Raw genomic sequence first — 14,096 nt, 5'->3', positions numbered from 1 at the left:
GCTGACCGGAGGGACACTCTTTCATCGTCGGGGCAACAACAATGCCCTGGCGGCGTTTTTACGGTGAATAGCGTAAGTTATCGTTTTCCTTGCGGCGTGTTACATCAGGTTCGCGCACTCCTTCCCAAAAAGTGATCCCAGTCCTTCCAGACCGGCTGTAAACCCGAGTTGCGAAGCACGGCGGCAACTTCCTGCGGTGTTCTGCCATCGTGCGGCGCAAACTGTTCCAGTTCGGGGTGATTATCGGCATAGCCGCCCGGCTGAGTTTTTGAAAATGCGCTGACGTTATTAATCGCCAGTGGGATCACGTGGTCGCGGAACCACGGCGATTCTCGAGTTGAAAGCGACAGTTCCACGTCCGGCGCAAGCAGACGAAACGCGCAGATTACCTGCACCAGCTGCTGTTCGGTCATGATAGAGGCGGGTTCCACGCCGCCGGTGCACGGACGCAGGCGAGGGAAGGAGATGGAATAGCGACTTTGCCAGTAGTGCTGCTGTAGCCAAAGCAGGTGTTCAGCCACCATGAAGCAGTCGGTGCGCCAGCTGTTCGACAGGCCAATCAGCGCGCCCAGCCCAATTTTATCTATGCCTGCGCGCCCAAGCCTGTCGGGTGTTTCCAGCCGCCAGAAAAAGTCCTGTTTGTTGCCTTTCAGATGATGCTCCGCGTAGGTCGCCGGATGATAGGTTTCCTGATAAACCATCACGCCGTCGAGTCCGAGCGTTTTTAGCTCCGCATACTCATGCTCGTCCAGCGGCTGAACTTCCATCTGCAGCGAGCTAAAGCGACGGCGGATGGCCGGCAGATGCTGGCGGAAATAGTCCATGCCGACTTTGGTCTGATGTTCGCCGGTGACCAGCAAAAGGTGTTCAAAGCCTAGCGCCCGGATAGCCGCGCATTCACGCTCAATCTCTGCTTCATCCAGCGTTTTGCGTTTCAACTTGTTGCTCATGGAAAAGCCGCAGTAAGTGCAGTCGTTGGCGCACAGGTTGGAGAGATAAAGCGGCACGTAAAAGCTCACGGTGTTGCCGAAACGCTGGCGCGTAAGCTGCTGCGCTCGCTGAGCCAGAGACTCCAGATAAAGGCCGGCGGCGGGCGAGAGCAAAGCCATCAAACCTTCTCGTGTCAGGCGAGGTGAGTTAATCGCTCGTTCGACGTCTGCCGCCGTCTTAGCGTTAATGCTCAGAGTGATATCGTCCCAGTCCAGCTGCCGCCAGCGGTCGGTAAAGGTTTCTGCCATCAGGCATTCTCCTCGCTAAACTGCAGGAAGCTGGTTAGCGGGCTGGAAGCCTGTGCCTGCTGGTGGCGTGAGCCTAACCCGGACTGCGCTGCAAGGTGTCCGGCTTCGACGGCCAGGCGGAAAGCCTGAGCCATTTGCACCGGGTCACGGGCGACGGCTATTGCGGTATTCACCAGCACGGCCGAGGCGCCCATTTCCAACGCTTCGGCTGCATGGCTTGGCGCGCCGATCCCGGCATCTACCACCACCGGCACTCGAGATTGCTCAATGATTATCTCCAGCAGGGCGCGGGTTTGCAGGCCCTGGTTTGAACCGATAGGCGCGCCGAGCGGCATCACGGCCGCGCAGCCGGCTTCTTCCAGGCGTTTGCACAGTACCGGATCGGCACCGCAGTAAGGCAGCACCACGAATCCCTGCTTCACCAGGGCTTCTGCGGCTTTCAGCGTTTCAATGGGATCCGGCAATAAATAGCGAACGTCGGGATGGATTTCCAGCTTCACCCAGTTTGTGCCGAGCGCCTCACGTGCCAACTGGGCGGCAAAAATAGCTTCTTCAGCGGTCTTAGCGCCGGAAGTATTTGGCAGCAGATGCACACCTGCCTGTTTAAGCGGCAGAAGAATGTCATCGTTATGGCCACGCAGGTCCACGCGCTTCATCGCCATGGTGACCAGCTGTGAGCCAGAGGTGCGAATCGCGTCGATCATCACCTGGCTGGAAGAGAATTTCCCGGTCCCGGTGAACAGGCGTGAGGAAAAAGTTTTATCGGCAATCTGTAACATGTCAGCCCCCGGCAATCGCCTGAAACAGCAGAATAGTGTCGCCCTCGCGCAGCAGGTAATTGCTCCACTGTTCGCGCGGGATAATGGTTTGGTTAACGGCCAGCGCAGCACCTGCTTTGCCCTGCTCAAGCTGAGCCAGCAGGGTGGCGAGCGTCATACCTTCCGTACATTCCAGAGGCTCATCGTTAAACTGAATGCGCATCGCGACCTCCGCAAACAGGGCAGGTCATCGATTTTTGCATCGCCAGCGTGCGCCAGCTGTGCTGTCGGGCGTCAAAGAGACGAAGAGAGCCGGTTGCAGGCACCATGCCGGTAAGCAATTTGATGGCTTCCAGCGCCTGAAGCGTACCCATCACGCCCACGACCGGGCCGATAACGCCAGAGGTGCGGCAGTTGCGTTCGGGTTCACTCTCATCAGGCCAGACGCAGCGGTAACAGCCATGTTCCCAGGGCGGGGTTAGCACCATCATCTGGCCGCCAAAACCTACGGCGCTGGCGGCGATCAGCGGTGTATTCGCGGCCACGCAGGCGGCGTTGACCGCCTGCCGGGTTGCCATATTGTCGCTGCAATCCAGCACTACATCGGCTTCGTTTACGGCCTTCACCAGCGAAGAGCCCGCTAGCCTTTCTACCAGCGGCACAATGTTTACGCCCGGATTCAGGCGCTGCAAATGCTGGTGGGCGACGGTAGATTTAGGGCGATCGATATCTTCAGAAGTGAACAAAATCTGGCGCTGGAGGTTGCTGAAATGCACCGTGTCATCGTCCGCGATGATAAGTTTGCCGACGCCCGCGGCGGCGAGATACAGCGCAGCAGGCGAACCTAACCCGCCAAGGCCGACGACCAGCACCGTGCTGGACAGCAGTTTTTCCTGCCCTTCAATGGCCACATCCTCCAGCAACAGCTGGCGGCTGTAGCGCATAAAATCCGCGTCATTCATCGCCGGTTCCTGCCAGTTCGAGTAATTTCGCCGTGGCAGCACGCCAGTCCGGAGCCTGAGTAATCGCGCTGACGACGGCAACGCTGCCAACCCCGGTCGCTAAAACGGCAGGTACTCGATCGATACTTATCCCGCCGATGGCAACGGTGGAATAGTCGCCCAAAGTTTGAATGTGTTCTGCCAGCTTATTCAGTCCCTGAGGGGAAGAGGGCATCTGCTTGGTTTGGGTGGGAAAGACATGGCCCAGCGCGATGTAGGACGGATTAGCGCTTAACGCGCGATCCATTTCCATGTTGTCGTGGGTAGAAAGCCCAAGGCGAAGCCCGGCTTCGCTTATCGCCGTCAGGTTAGCCACGTCCATATCTTCCTGGCCGAGGTGCACGCCGTAGGCGCCATGTTTGATGGCCAGTCGCCAGTAGTCGTTGATGAACAAGCGGGCGTTATAGCGCTCACCCAGCGCAATAGCTGCGATGACGTCGGCTTCGACTTCTTCGTCATGCTTGTCTTTAATACGGAGCTGAATAGTTTTGACGCCCGCGCCTAGCAGACGTTCGATCCATGCCACGCTGTCGACGACCGGGTAAAGGCCAAGCCTGCGTGACGTGGCTGGAAATGTGAGTTTTGACATTATGCTTCCTCCTGTCTGAGATAAATTTCACCGCCCCGGGCGCGAAAGTCCTGGGACATCTCTTCCATACCTGCGTCTATCGCCTGTTTTGCGGCGTAGTCCCGCACTTCCTGCGTGATTTTCATTGAGCAAAATTTAGGGCCGCACATAGAGCAAAAATGTGCGACTTTGCCGGATTCCTGCGGCAGGGTTTCATCGTGGTAAGCGCGAGCGGTGAAGGGATCGAGCGCCAGGTTGAACTGGTCCTCCCAGCGGAATTCAAAGCGTGCTTTGGACATCGCGTTATCGCGGATTTGTGCGCCAGGATGACCTTTGGCCAGGTCAGCGGCGTGGGCGGCGATCTTGTAGGTAATCAGCCCCTGTTTAACGTCCTCTTTGTTCGGCAGGCCAAGATGCTCCTTCGGCGTCACGTAGCAGAGCATGGCGCAGCCAAACCAGCCGATCATGGCGGCGCCAATGCCGGAGGTGAAATGATCGTAGCCCGGCGCGATATCGGTCGTTAGCGGGCCGAGGGTGTAGAAAGGCGCTTCGTGGCAATGCTCCAGCTCTTCAGTCATGTTGCGGCGAATCATCTGCATCGGCACGTGGCCCGGGCCTTCAATCATCACCTGGATGTCATACTCCCAGGCGATTTTGGTCAGCTCGCCCAGCGTATGCAGCTCGGCAAACTGCGCTTCGTCGTTGGCATCCTGTATTGAACCGGGGCGTAAACCATCGCCCAGCGAAAGTGAAACGTCGTAGGCGGCGCAGATCTCGCAAATCTCGCGGAAGTGCTCGTACAGAAAATTTTCCTGATGATGGGACAGGCACCACTTCGCCATAATCGACCCACCGCGCGACACGATGCCGGTCAGGCGTTTCGCCGTCATCGGCACGTAGCGCAGCAGCACGCCCGCGTGAATAGTGAAGTAATCCACGCCTTGCTCTGCCTGTTCCAGCAACGTGTCGCGGAATATTTCCCAGTTCAGGTCTTCGGCGATGCCGTTAACCTTCTCCAGCGCCTGGTAAATCGGCACCGTGCCAATGGGCACCGGGCTGTTGCGCAGGATCCATTCCCGCGTTTCGTGAATATAGCGGCCGGTCGAGAGATCCATCACCGTATCGGCACCCCAGCGGGTGGCCCACACCAGCTTCTCCACCTCTTCTTCAATAGAGGACGTGACCGCCGAATTGCCGATATTGGCGTTCACCTTCACCAGGAAGTTGCGGCCGATAATCATTGGCTCTGATTCAGGGTGGTTGATATTGGCGGGAATAATCGCTCGGCCAGCGGCGACTTCATCGCGCACGAACTCCGGCGAGATGTTTTCCGGCAGCCTTGCGCCGAAGCCTTCGCCCGGATGCTGGTGGCGCAGGACCTCATCGCGGATGCGTTCGCGCCCCATATTTTCGCGAATGGCTATGAACTCCATCTCCGGGGTGACAATGCCTTGCCGGGCGTAATGCAGCTGTGTGACACATTTTCCCGCTGCCGCCCTACGGGGCGCTAGCTGAGTTTCAAAGCGCAGCTCGTCCAGGCCGTCGTCGGCCAGACGTGCTTTTGTATAAGCTGAGCTGCGTTCATCCAGCGTTTCGCTGTCACGGCGTTCGGCAATCCAGGCGCTGCGAAGAGGGGAAAGTCCGCTTAACACGTTTATAGCGATTGCGGGGTCGCCATAAGGGCCAGACGTATCGTAGACGGGGACAGCATCGTTCGGCTGATATTGAGGAGTATCATTGTTGCCGCCGGTGAGCGTCGGGCTGAGCTGAATTTCCCGCATTGGGACGCGGATATCTTCGCGTGATCCGGTCAGATAGATGCGCCGGGAGTTGGGGAAGGCGGTGCCTTCAAGCGTATTGATAAAGTGTTGGGCGGCTGCACGCTGTTCGCGTCGGCCCGGTTTTTTTTCAGATGCAGACATAGCTCATTCCAGGTTTCATCAGGATATGGCTTGTCAGGACAACGGAAGGAGTAATGGATATGGGCCGCCCACAAACGGGTGCACCAAAGAAAGAATTACTCTTGTTCCCTTCGCAGGTTCTAACCTGATCAGGTTCCGCGGATCCCGAATTAACGGTCTCAGCCGGTGCATAACGCACTCGGCACTCCGACAAGAATGATCCCACCTCGCGGTGGGAAAGTTGTAAATTACTCGTTAATAGCTAACAACTCAAGCTGGACTTGCCAGCCCGGCCGCATCGCTGGCGCTGCCGTCCAGGTTGTTATCGATAGCCAACAGGACTAACTTATCTTCAAGGGTGAAGCGGGCCTCAAGGCACTCGCCTATCTCCGATAATGCCTGCTGAAACTCGACCCAGCTGTCGCGGCCGATGGCGTTTTCGAGATGCGAGTCGTAGAGGTCCATTATCTGTTGGGTATTGGCTTCCAGTTGAGGATAAAGCTGTGCCGCGCTCAGCAGCGGGCTGCCGCCTTCCAGGTTGCTGATAATGCGCTCGTAAATACTAAAATGGCCGGAAGAGAGATAATCCACCAGGCCGTGGCAAAAATTATCTAACGCTTTTTCGTCGAGCGCGGTGTGGGATTCCTTGTTAGGCTTGATCCCGACCATGTTGTAATAGGCAACCAACAGGTGTTTACGAGCCTGAAGCCACTGGTCAACTAACTCATTACTACCACCAACGCGCTCAGTCAGATTGGCTAACTGGTTCAGCATGATTGAGACTCCGTGAGTTAAAAGATTGAACGCAAACTAACCCAAAAAAGTAAAAACTAATTGTTTATATCAGTGAACACGGGGATGTGCACCAGGTTATGGAACGTGTTATTCAAAACTTAGATCATGGTTGGTGGATAGTCAGCCATGAGCAGAAAATATGGTTGCCGCAGGGTGACTTACCTCACGGCAGCGCCGCCGAATTTCAGCTTACAGGCTGCCACGCCCTGGACATCGGGGAATGGGAAGGCGAACCGGTATGGCTGATACGAGAACCGCGCCGCACGGACATGGGCTCGCTGCGCCAGCTGCTGGACCGTGATGTTGGCCTGTTTCAGCTCGCCGGAAGGGGTGTTCAACTGGCCGAGTTTTACCGCTCGCATAAATATTGCGGCTACTGCGGCCATGAAATGCACTTCAGCAAAAGCGAATGGGCGATGCTCTGCGGCCACTGCCGGGAACGCTATTACCCGCAAATCGCCCCCTGCATTATCGTTGCTATCCGTAAGGACGATCATATCCTGCTGGCTCAGCATACGCGCCACCGCAACGGCGTTTACACCGTGCTGGCCGGATTTGTCGAAGTGGGTGAAACGCTGGAGCAGGCTGTGGCTCGCGAAGTCATGGAAGAGAGCAGCATTCAGGTGAAAAACCTGCGCTACGTGACCTCCCAGCCCTGGCCTTTCCCCCAGTCGCTGATGACCGCATTTATGGCGGATTACCATAGCGGCGAAATCAAAATAGATCCCAAAGAGCTGCTGGATGCCGGCTGGTATCGCTATGACCAACTGCCGCTATTGCCGCCGCCGGGCACCGTGGCGCGCCGCTTAATTGAAGATACCGTTGCCCTGTGTCGCGCGGACTATGAATGATAGACTGCGGCGATACAGCTAAAGGAAAGGTAAAAATGACTGAACTGAAGAACGATCGTTACCTGCGCGCCCTGCAGCGCTTGCCGGTAGATATCACTCCGGTATGGATGATGCGCCAGGCCGGGCGTTATTTGCCGGAATATAAGGCAACGCGCGCTCAGGCCGGCGATTTTATGTCGCTGTGCAAAAACGCCGAGCTGGCCTGCGAAGTCACCCTGCAACCGCTGCGTCGGTATGCGCTTGATGCGGCGATCCTCTTCTCGGACATTTTGACCATTCCAGACGCAATGGGGCTTGGGCTGTACTTTGAAGCCGGTGAAGGCCCGCGCTTTAGCTCCCCAATTAAAAGCCTGGCCGATGTTCAAAAGCTGCCGATTCCAGACCCGGAAGGCGAGCTGGCTTACGTGATGAACGCGGTGCGTACCATTCGCCGCGAGCTGAAAGGCGAAGTCCCGCTGATTGGCTTCTCCGGCAGCCCGTGGACGCTGGCCACCTATATGGTGGAAGGCGGCAGCAGCAAAGCGTTTACCGTGATTAAGAAAATGATGTTTGCCGAGCCAAAAGCGCTGCATCTGCTGCTGGATAAGCTGGCACAGAGCGTGACGCTCTACCTGAACGCGCAAATCCGTGCGGGCGCGCAGTCGGTGATGATCTTTGATACCTGGGGCGGCGTGCTTGGCGGCCGTGACTACAAAGAATTCTCGCTTTACTACATGCACAAAATCGTCGACGGCCTGCTGCGTGAAAACGACGGTCGCCGTGTGCCGGTGACGCTGTTCACCAAAGGCGGCGGTCAGTGGCTTGAAGCCATGGCGGAAACCGGCTGCGACGCGCTGGGCCTGGACTGGACAACGGACATCGCCGACGCTCGCCGTCGCGTAGGTCATAAAGTCGCTCTGCAGGGTAATATGGATCCTTCCATGCTTTACGCTCAGCCTGCACGTATCGAAGAAGAAGTTGCCACTATTCTTGCCGGCTTCGGCCAGGGAGAAGGGCACGTCTTTAACCTGGGCCACGGTATTCATCAGGATGTTCCGCCGGAGCATGCAGGCGTCTTTGTGGAAGCGGTGCATCGCCTGTCGGCGCAATATCATCGCGCTTAAGGAAAAAGAGGGATGGATCTCGCAGCATTACGAGAGCAGCAGCTGGATCTGGCCGCAAAGGTGATCCGCGAGGATCGCCTTGACCAGGATCCGCCGCGTTTGATCGCCGGGGCCGATGTGGGGTTTGAACAAAGCGGAGACGTCACCCGCGCGGCCTTCGTTTTGTTGAGCTATCCGTCCCTTGATCTGGTTGAATATCAGGTGGCGAGAATGGCTACCGCCATGCCCTATATCCCCGGTTTTTTATCTTTTCGAGAATACCCTGCGCTGCTTGAAGCGTGGAGTATGCTTTCGCAGAAACCCGATCTGGTGTTTGTGGACGGGCACGGCATCTCGCATCCCCGCCGTTTAGGCGTAGCCAGCCATTTTGGGCTGCTGGTGGACGTGCCAACTATCGGCGTAGCGAAAAAGCGGCTGTACGGAAAGTTTGCACCGCTGGGCGACGAGCCGGGCGCTCGTGCGCCGTTGATGGATAAAGGCGAACAGCTGGCGTGGGTCTGGCGCAGTAAAAAACGCTGTAACCCGTTGTTTGTTTCTACCGGGCACCGAGTGAGCCTCGACGGCGCGTTAGCGTGGGTTGAGCGCTGTATGGCGGGCTACCGTCTGCCGGAGCCGACCCGCTGGGCCGATGCCGTCGCCTCCGGGCGTCCGGCCTTTAAGCGCCTGCAAGCAATTGGCAGGTGATTCAGGTAAACTGCCGCTAATTTTCCGTCTTTGAGACACCGTCATGTTACAGAACCCAATTCATTTACGCCTGGAGAAGCTCGAAAGCTGGCAGCACGTCACCTTTATGGCCTCTCTGTGCGAGCGTATGTACCCGAACTACGCCATGTTTTGCCAGCAAACCGGCTTTGGTGATGCCCAGCTTTATCGCAAGATCCTCGACCTGATTTGGGAAACCCAAACGGTGAAAGACGCCAAAGTGAACTTTGATAGCCAGTTGGAAAAACTTGAAGAGGCAATTCCTGCGGCTGACGACTATGATATTTACGGTGTCTATCCGGCGATTGACGCCTGCGTGGCGCTGAGTGAGCTTGTCCATTCTCGTCTCTCAGGTGAAACGCTGGAGCACGCAATCGAAGTCAGTAAATGTTCAATCACTTCGGTGGCGATGCTGGAAATGACTCAGGCCGGTCGTGAAATGACCGACGAGGAGTTGAGAGCAAACCCGGCGGTAGAAGAGGAATGGGACATTCAGTGGGAGATTTTCCGACTGCTGGCGGACTGCGAAGAACGCGATATTGAGCTCATTAAAGGGCTTCGTGCTGACCTCCGTGAGGCCGGCATCAGTAATATCGGTATAAATTTGCAGCAATAAGACAGTAAAACGTGACATACAGTCTGATTTGTCCTCCCTGGAGGCTTCCAATTAACCCCCCGTCTGGTCTACATTTGTGGGGCGAATAAAAGTGGCTGTCGGTGCGTGTATGCAGGAGAGTGCTTTTTATGCATTTCCGTCGCACTCGATGCTTAGCAAGCGATAAACACATTGTAAGGATAACTTATGAACAAGACTCAACTGATTGATGTAATTGCTGACAAGGCTGACCTGTCTAAAGCACAGGCTAAAGCTGCTCTGGAATCCACTCTGGCTGCAATTACTGAGTCTCTGAAAGAAGGTGATGCTGTACAACTGGTTGGTTTCGGTACCTTCAAGGTGAACCACCGTGCTGAGCGCACTGGCCGCAACCCGCAGACCGGTAATGAAATCAAAATTGCTGCTGCTAACGTGCCGGCATTTGTTTCTGGTAAAGCACTGAAAGACGCGGTTAAGTAAGTTAACGCGTGTCGGTGAACAGTTTTAACAGAGGGGCGTTTACGCCCCTTTTGTCCGTCTGGCGCCCACTACTGGCGCTGGCGGGTGCGTTAGTGCTCACGGCATGCAGCAGCAATAAACTCCCTCCTTTTACCGCCACTGGCTATGTTGCCGACCAGGGCGTAGTCCGCATCTGGCGTAAAGACAACGCCGATGAGTCCACCCACATACTTACCGCCTTTAGTCCGTGGCAGCACGGGGCAACTACCACCGGTGAATACCGCTGGCAGGGCGACAAGCTGACCTTTATCGAGCTCAATATTCAGGGTAAGCAGCCGGAGCATGTCAAAGTCCGCTTTGACGACCACGGTGAGCTGAGCTTTATGCAGCGCGAAGTCAACAGCCAGAAGCAGCAACTCTCCAACGATCAGGTCGCTTTGTACCAGTTCAATGCCAACCGTATTCGGGAAACAAGCGAAGCGCTACGCATTGGTCACGTTGTGCTGCGTCAGGGGCGTTGGCACCAGAACGGCACGGTAACGACCTGCGAAGGGGAAACGCTATCGCCTAAGCTTGATAGCGCCTCACTGAGCCACATAGCGCGTCGTCAGAGCAACTCTTCCCTCGACGTCAGTATTGCCTGGCTGGAAGCGCCGGAAGGTTCACAGCTGCTGCTGGTGGCGAACCAGAACTTCTGCAGCTGGCAGCCCAGGCCTGGCGATTTCTAGGCATAAAAAAACCGCTACGAGAGCGGTTTAGTCCGTACTGTCGATATTACTTCGCGTCTTCACGCGCAATGGCGCGGTAGCCGATATCCGAGCGGCTGAAGCTGCCATCCCAGTGAATATCTTTTTTCAGCTCCAGCGCGCGCTGCTGAGCCTTAGCAACCGTCTCGCCGAGTGCGGTCACGCAGAGAACTCGCCCGCCGTTGGTAAGCACAAGGTCATCTTCGCTGAGCTTAGTGCCGGCATGGAAGACCTTGCCGTCGGCCACTTCTTCCAGCGGCAGGCCGTGGATAACGTCGCCGTTGCGATAATCGGCCGGATAACCGCCCGCCGCCAGCACGATGCCCAGTGCCGGACGTTCGTCCCACTTAGAGTCTTTCTCATCAAGCTTGCCGTCGCAGGCCGCGAGGCACAGTTCGACCAGGTCTGACTGCAGACGCAGCATGATGGGCTGGGTTTCTGGATCACCAAAGCGGCAGTTGAACTCAATCACCTTCGGATTACCCTGCTTATCGATCATCAACCCGGCGTACAGGAAGCCGGTGTAGGTGTTCCCCTCGGCAGCCATACCGCGTACGGTCGGCCAAATTACGCGTTCCATGGTGCGCTGATGAACTTCATCCGTAACAACCGGAGCCGGGGAGTAAGCTCCCATCCCGCCGGTGTTCGGGCCCGTATCGCCATCGCCAACTCGCTTATGATCCTGGCTGGTGGCCATCGGCAGGACGTGCTCGCCGTCAACCATCACGATAAAGCTGGCTTCTTCGCCGTCGAGGAACTCTTCAATAACAATGCGGTGGCCCGCATCGCCAAACGCGTTCCCGGCCAGCATGTCATTCACGGCGGCTTCCGCTTCTTCCAGGGTCATCGCCACAATAACGCCTTTACCCGCGGCCAGGCCGTCGGCCTTAATCACGATTGGAGCACCTTTCTCACGCAGGTAAGCCAGCGCAGGCTCAACTTCGGTAAAGTTCTGGTATTCCGCCGTCGGAATGTTATGACGAGCCAGGAAGTCTTTGGTGAAGGCCTTCGAGCCTTCCAGCTGCGCGGCGCCTTCGGTTGGCCCGAAGATCTTCAGCCCGGCGGCGCGGAATGCATCCACTACGCCAATGACCAGCGGGGCTTCGGGGCCGACGATGGTTAAGTCAATTTTTTCGTTCTGCGCAAAACTCACCAGGGCCGGAATATCCGTGGCACTGATGGCGACGTTCTGCAGCGCAGGTTCCAACGCGGTGCCCGCGTTACCTGGAGCAACAAAGACGGTGCGTACTAAAGGAGACTGAGCGGCTTTCCAGGCCAGCGCATGTTCGCGCCCGCCGTTACCAATAACTAAAACTTTCATCTATAAACGCTCCGGTAATTAATGGCGGAAGTGGCGCATATCGGTGAAGATCATCGCGATCCCATGCTCGTCGGCGGCGGCAATGACCTCTTCATCACGAATAGAACCGCCCGGCTGGATAACGCAGCTCACTCCAGCTTCGGCTGCAGCATCAATCCCATCGCGGAACGGGAAGAAGGCATCAGAGGCCATGGCGGAGCCTTTCACTTCCAGACCTTCGTCACTGGCCTTGATGCCGGCAATTTTGGCGGAGTAAACGCGGCTCATCTGGCCGGCGCCTATGCCGATGGTCATATTGTCACGGGCATAAACGATGGCATTCGATTTAACGAACTTCGCTACCTTCCAGCAGAACAGCGCGTCATGCAGTTCTTGCTCTGTTGGCTGGCGTTTAGTGACAACGCGCAGATCGCCAGCGGTCACCATACCCAGATCGCGATCCTGAACCAGCAGGCCGCCGTTCACACGTTTAAAGTCGAGGCCGGCAGTGCGTTTCTGCCATTGGCCACAAACCAGGACACGAACGTTCTGCTTGGCTGCGGTTATCTGCAGCGCTTCTTCGCTGGCGGAAGGGGCGATGATCACTTCGACGAACTGGCGGGAAATAATCGCCTGTGCGGTTTCAGCGTCCAGCTCGCGGTTGAAGGCGATGATGCCGCCGAAGGCTGACGTTGGATCGGTTTTATAAGCCAGGTTGTAGGCTTCGAGCACTGAACCGCTAACCGCAACGCCGCAAGGGTTGGCATGCTTAACGATAACGCAGGCAGGTTCCTCGAACTCTTTCACGCACTCCAGCGCCGCATCGGTATCCGCGATGTTGTTATAGGAGAGCGCTTTACCCTGCACCTGGGTCGCGGTAGCCACGGACGCTTCTTTAATTTCTTCTTCTATATAGAAGGCGGCTTGCTGATGGCTGTTTTCGCCATAGCGCATATCCTGCTTCTTAATGAAGTTCAGGTTCAGCGTGCGGGGGAAGCGGCCGGCAGGATCTTTGCTCTCGCCGTGGTAAGCAGGCACCAGGCTGCCGAAGTAGTTGGCGATCATGCTGTCGTAGGCGGCGGTATGCTCAAAGGCTTTGATCGCCAGATCGAAGCGGGTTTCCAGCGTTAGCGATCCTTCATTAGCATCCAGCTCGGCAACGATCGCCTGGTAGTCACTGCTTTTTACTACGATCGCCACGTCTTTATGGTTCTTGGCGGCGGAGCGAACCATGGTTGGGCCACCGATATCGATGTTCTCGACCGCATCTTCTAAAGAGCAGCCTTCGCGAGCAACGGTCTGGGCAAACGGATAAAGGTTAACGACGACCATATCAATAGGAGAGATGGCGTGCTCCGCCATAATCGCATCGTCCTGGCCACGACGACCCAAAATGCCGCCGTGAACTTTCGGATGCAGCGTTTTGACACGTCCGTCCATCATCTCCGGGAAACCTGTGTAGTCGGAGACTTCGGTTACCGGCAGGTTTGCTTCAGCCAGCAGGCGGGCGGTTCCGCCGGTGGACAGCAGCTCCACTCCACGCTGGGAGAGGGCCTGAGCGAATTCGACGATACCGGCTTTGTCAGAAACACTGAGCAGTGCGCGGCGTACAGGACGACGTTGTGGCATGGTTTTATCCCTTGGCTTTGGTTCGCATATAGAAGAGCGTTAGCTGAATTTTAGTCTTCACCTTGGTTCTGGCGGCGCAGAAAAGGGAATTTAAGGAAAAGAAGAGACGAAAACTCAGCTAACGCCCCCATCGGGGGTGTCCATTTTATCGCGGTGCATTGTAGCGAAAACGTTTGCGTCACGCTCGCGAATTTTAAGTTCAAATCCGGATTGTGGATAAGTCTGTGTGCAAAAGGGTATAAGGCGGGGTTTTGCTGTGGAATGCAGCAGTCAGTCATTTTTCTGTCATTTTAGTGTTGCAGCGCCGGGAGAACTCCCTATAATGCGCCTCCATCGACACGGAACATGTGAACAACATCACAGAGTAACGGCGGCGATGAGAGTGAAAAATCCTGAAATTAAGGGTTGACTCTGAAAGAGGAAAGCGTATTATACGCCACCTCGAGTTAG

The 14,096-nt window shown here is 56.3% G+C and carries 15 protein-coding genes and 1 riboswitch; of the genes, 6 read left to right on the top strand and 9 right to left on the bottom strand.

Annotated elements, in window-relative coordinates:
* Nucleotides 1-104 precede the first annotated feature (104 nt).
* The 7 genes from thiH to HX778_RS19205 form a co-directional block, all read right to left on the bottom strand.
* The gene (gene thiH / locus HX778_RS19235; RefSeq protein ID WP_038476778.1) at nt 105-1,238 is read right to left on the bottom strand and encodes a 2-iminoacetate synthase ThiH; all 1,134 of its coding nucleotides are present in this window, start codon (nt 1,236-1,238) and stop codon (nt 105-107) included.
* On the bottom strand, nt 1,238-2,017 hold the full coding sequence (gene thiG / locus HX778_RS19230; protein WP_176982783.1) for a thiazole synthase: 780 nt from the start codon (nt 2,015-2,017) through the stop codon (nt 1,238-1,240). Before thiG ends, thiH begins: the two co-directional genes overlap by 1 nt.
* A gap of 1 nt (nt 2,018) precedes the next feature.
* Nucleotides 2,019-2,219, bottom strand: coding sequence for a sulfur carrier protein ThiS (thiS, locus tag HX778_RS19225; protein WP_038476774.1), 201 nt, complete (start codon nt 2,217-2,219; stop codon nt 2,019-2,021).
* Nucleotides 2,203-2,958 (bottom strand): HesA/MoeB/ThiF family protein, encoded by a 756-nt coding sequence (locus HX778_RS19220; protein WP_176982782.1) that lies wholly within the window; start codon nt 2,956-2,958, stop codon nt 2,203-2,205. Before HX778_RS19220 ends, thiS begins: the two co-directional genes overlap by 17 nt.
* The gene (gene thiE, locus HX778_RS19215) at nt 2,951-3,586 is read right to left on the bottom strand and encodes a thiamine phosphate synthase (protein WP_038476770.1); all 636 of its coding nucleotides are present in this window, start codon (nt 3,584-3,586) and stop codon (nt 2,951-2,953) included. Before thiE ends, HX778_RS19220 begins: the two co-directional genes overlap by 8 nt.
* Nucleotides 3,586-5,487 (bottom strand): phosphomethylpyrimidine synthase ThiC, encoded by a 1,902-nt coding sequence (thiC, locus tag HX778_RS19210; RefSeq protein ID WP_176982781.1) that lies wholly within the window; start codon nt 5,485-5,487, stop codon nt 3,586-3,588. The genes thiE and thiC overlap by 1 nt, the downstream gene beginning before the upstream one ends.
* 88 nt (nt 5,488-5,575) lie before the next feature.
* Nucleotides 5,576-5,686, bottom strand: a riboswitch (TPP riboswitch).
* Between the two features lie 50 nt (nt 5,687-5,736).
* On the bottom strand, nt 5,737-6,240 hold the full coding sequence (locus HX778_RS19205) for an Rsd/AlgQ family anti-sigma factor (RefSeq protein ID WP_038476766.1): 504 nt from the start codon (nt 6,238-6,240) through the stop codon (nt 5,737-5,739).
* Between the two features lie 98 nt (nt 6,241-6,338).
* Here HX778_RS19205 and nudC point away from each other — a divergent pair, with 98 nt between their 5' ends.
* From nudC to HX778_RS19175, 6 genes are all read left to right on the top strand, one after another.
* Nucleotides 6,339-7,112, top strand: a complete 774-nt coding sequence (gene nudC / locus HX778_RS19200) for an NAD(+) diphosphatase (RefSeq protein WP_176982780.1) — start codon at nt 6,339-6,341, stop codon at nt 7,110-7,112.
* A gap of 35 nt (nt 7,113-7,147) precedes the next feature.
* Nucleotides 7,148-8,215 carry a uroporphyrinogen decarboxylase gene (gene hemE / locus HX778_RS19195; protein WP_176982779.1) on the top strand — a complete coding sequence of 356 codons (1,068 nt, stop codon included), beginning with the start codon at nt 7,148-7,150 and terminating at the stop codon, nt 8,213-8,215.
* A gap of 12 nt (nt 8,216-8,227) precedes the next feature.
* Nucleotides 8,228-8,899, top strand: a complete 672-nt coding sequence (gene nfi / locus HX778_RS19190) for a deoxyribonuclease V (RefSeq protein WP_176982778.1) — start codon at nt 8,228-8,230, stop codon at nt 8,897-8,899.
* Between the two features lie 43 nt (nt 8,900-8,942).
* The gene (locus HX778_RS19185; protein ID WP_038476758.1) at nt 8,943-9,533 is read left to right on the top strand and encodes a YjaG family protein; all 591 of its coding nucleotides are present in this window, start codon (nt 8,943-8,945) and stop codon (nt 9,531-9,533) included.
* Nucleotides 9,534-9,719: 186 nt separating this feature from the next.
* Entirely contained in the window at nt 9,720-9,992 is a 273-nt protein-coding gene (hupA, locus tag HX778_RS19180) for a nucleoid-associated protein HU-alpha (RefSeq protein WP_004097675.1), read from the top strand.
* A gap of 14 nt (nt 9,993-10,006) precedes the next feature.
* A complete protein-coding gene (locus tag HX778_RS19175) occupies nt 10,007-10,699 on the top strand; it encodes a DUF1481 domain-containing protein (RefSeq protein ID WP_176982777.1) in 693 nt (230 codons plus the stop codon).
* A 46-nt stretch (nt 10,700-10,745) separates the two neighbouring features.
* Here the strand turns inward: HX778_RS19175 and purD are convergent, their stop codons facing one another.
* Nucleotides 10,746-12,038: a phosphoribosylamine--glycine ligase gene (purD, locus tag HX778_RS19170; RefSeq protein WP_038476755.1), complete on the bottom strand. Its 1,293-nt coding sequence runs from the start codon at nt 12,036-12,038 to the stop codon at nt 10,746-10,748.
* Between the two features lie 18 nt (nt 12,039-12,056).
* A complete protein-coding gene (gene purH, locus HX778_RS19165) occupies nt 12,057-13,646 on the bottom strand; it encodes a bifunctional phosphoribosylaminoimidazolecarboxamide formyltransferase/IMP cyclohydrolase (protein WP_176982776.1) in 1,590 nt (529 codons plus the stop codon).
* Nucleotides 13,647-14,096: the final 450 nt, after the last annotated feature.

Source organism: Cedecea sp. P7760, from assembly GCF_013386425.1.
In the GTDB taxonomy this organism is placed as follows: domain Bacteria; phylum Pseudomonadota; class Gammaproteobacteria; order Enterobacterales; family Enterobacteriaceae; genus Cedecea; species Cedecea selenatireducens.
The sequence above is the reverse complement of the archived record's forward strand: the minus strand, read 5'-3'. Positions and strand labels throughout refer to the sequence as shown.

Excerpts from the sequence above, each read along its gene's own strand:
- thiH (WP_038476778.1), bottom strand. The coding sequence starts at position 1,238 with ATGGCAGAAACCTTTACCGACCGCTGGCGGCAGCTGGACTGGGACGAT.
- thiG (WP_176982783.1), bottom strand. The coding sequence starts at position 2,017 with ATGTTACAGATTGCCGATAAAACTTTTTCCTCACGCCTGTTCACCGGG.
- thiS (WP_038476774.1), bottom strand. The coding sequence starts at position 2,219 with ATGCGCATTCAGTTTAACGATGAGCCTCTGGAATGTACGGAAGGTATG.
- HX778_RS19220 (WP_176982782.1), bottom strand. The coding sequence starts at position 2,958 with ATGAATGACGCGGATTTTATGCGCTACAGCCGCCAGCTGTTGCTGGAG.
- thiE (WP_038476770.1), bottom strand. The coding sequence starts at position 3,586 with ATGTCAAAACTCACATTTCCAGCCACGTCACGCAGGCTTGGCCTTTAC.
- thiC (WP_176982781.1), bottom strand. The coding sequence starts at position 5,487 with ATGTCTGCATCTGAAAAAAAACCGGGCCGACGCGAACAGCGTGCAGCC.
- HX778_RS19205 (WP_038476766.1), bottom strand. The coding sequence starts at position 6,240 with ATGCTGAACCAGTTAGCCAATCTGACTGAGCGCGTTGGTGGTAGTAAT.
- nudC (WP_176982780.1), top strand. The coding sequence starts at position 6,339 with ATGGAACGTGTTATTCAAAACTTAGATCATGGTTGGTGGATAGTCAGC.
- hemE (WP_176982779.1), top strand. The coding sequence starts at position 7,148 with ATGACTGAACTGAAGAACGATCGTTACCTGCGCGCCCTGCAGCGCTTG.
- nfi (WP_176982778.1), top strand. The coding sequence starts at position 8,228 with ATGGATCTCGCAGCATTACGAGAGCAGCAGCTGGATCTGGCCGCAAAG.
- HX778_RS19185 (WP_038476758.1), top strand. The coding sequence starts at position 8,943 with ATGTTACAGAACCCAATTCATTTACGCCTGGAGAAGCTCGAAAGCTGG.
- hupA (WP_004097675.1), top strand. The coding sequence starts at position 9,720 with ATGAACAAGACTCAACTGATTGATGTAATTGCTGACAAGGCTGACCTG.
- purD (WP_038476755.1), bottom strand. The coding sequence starts at position 12,038 with ATGAAAGTTTTAGTTATTGGTAACGGCGGGCGCGAACATGCGCTGGCC.
- purH (WP_176982776.1), bottom strand. The coding sequence starts at position 13,646 with ATGCCACAACGTCGTCCTGTACGCCGCGCACTGCTCAGTGTTTCTGAC.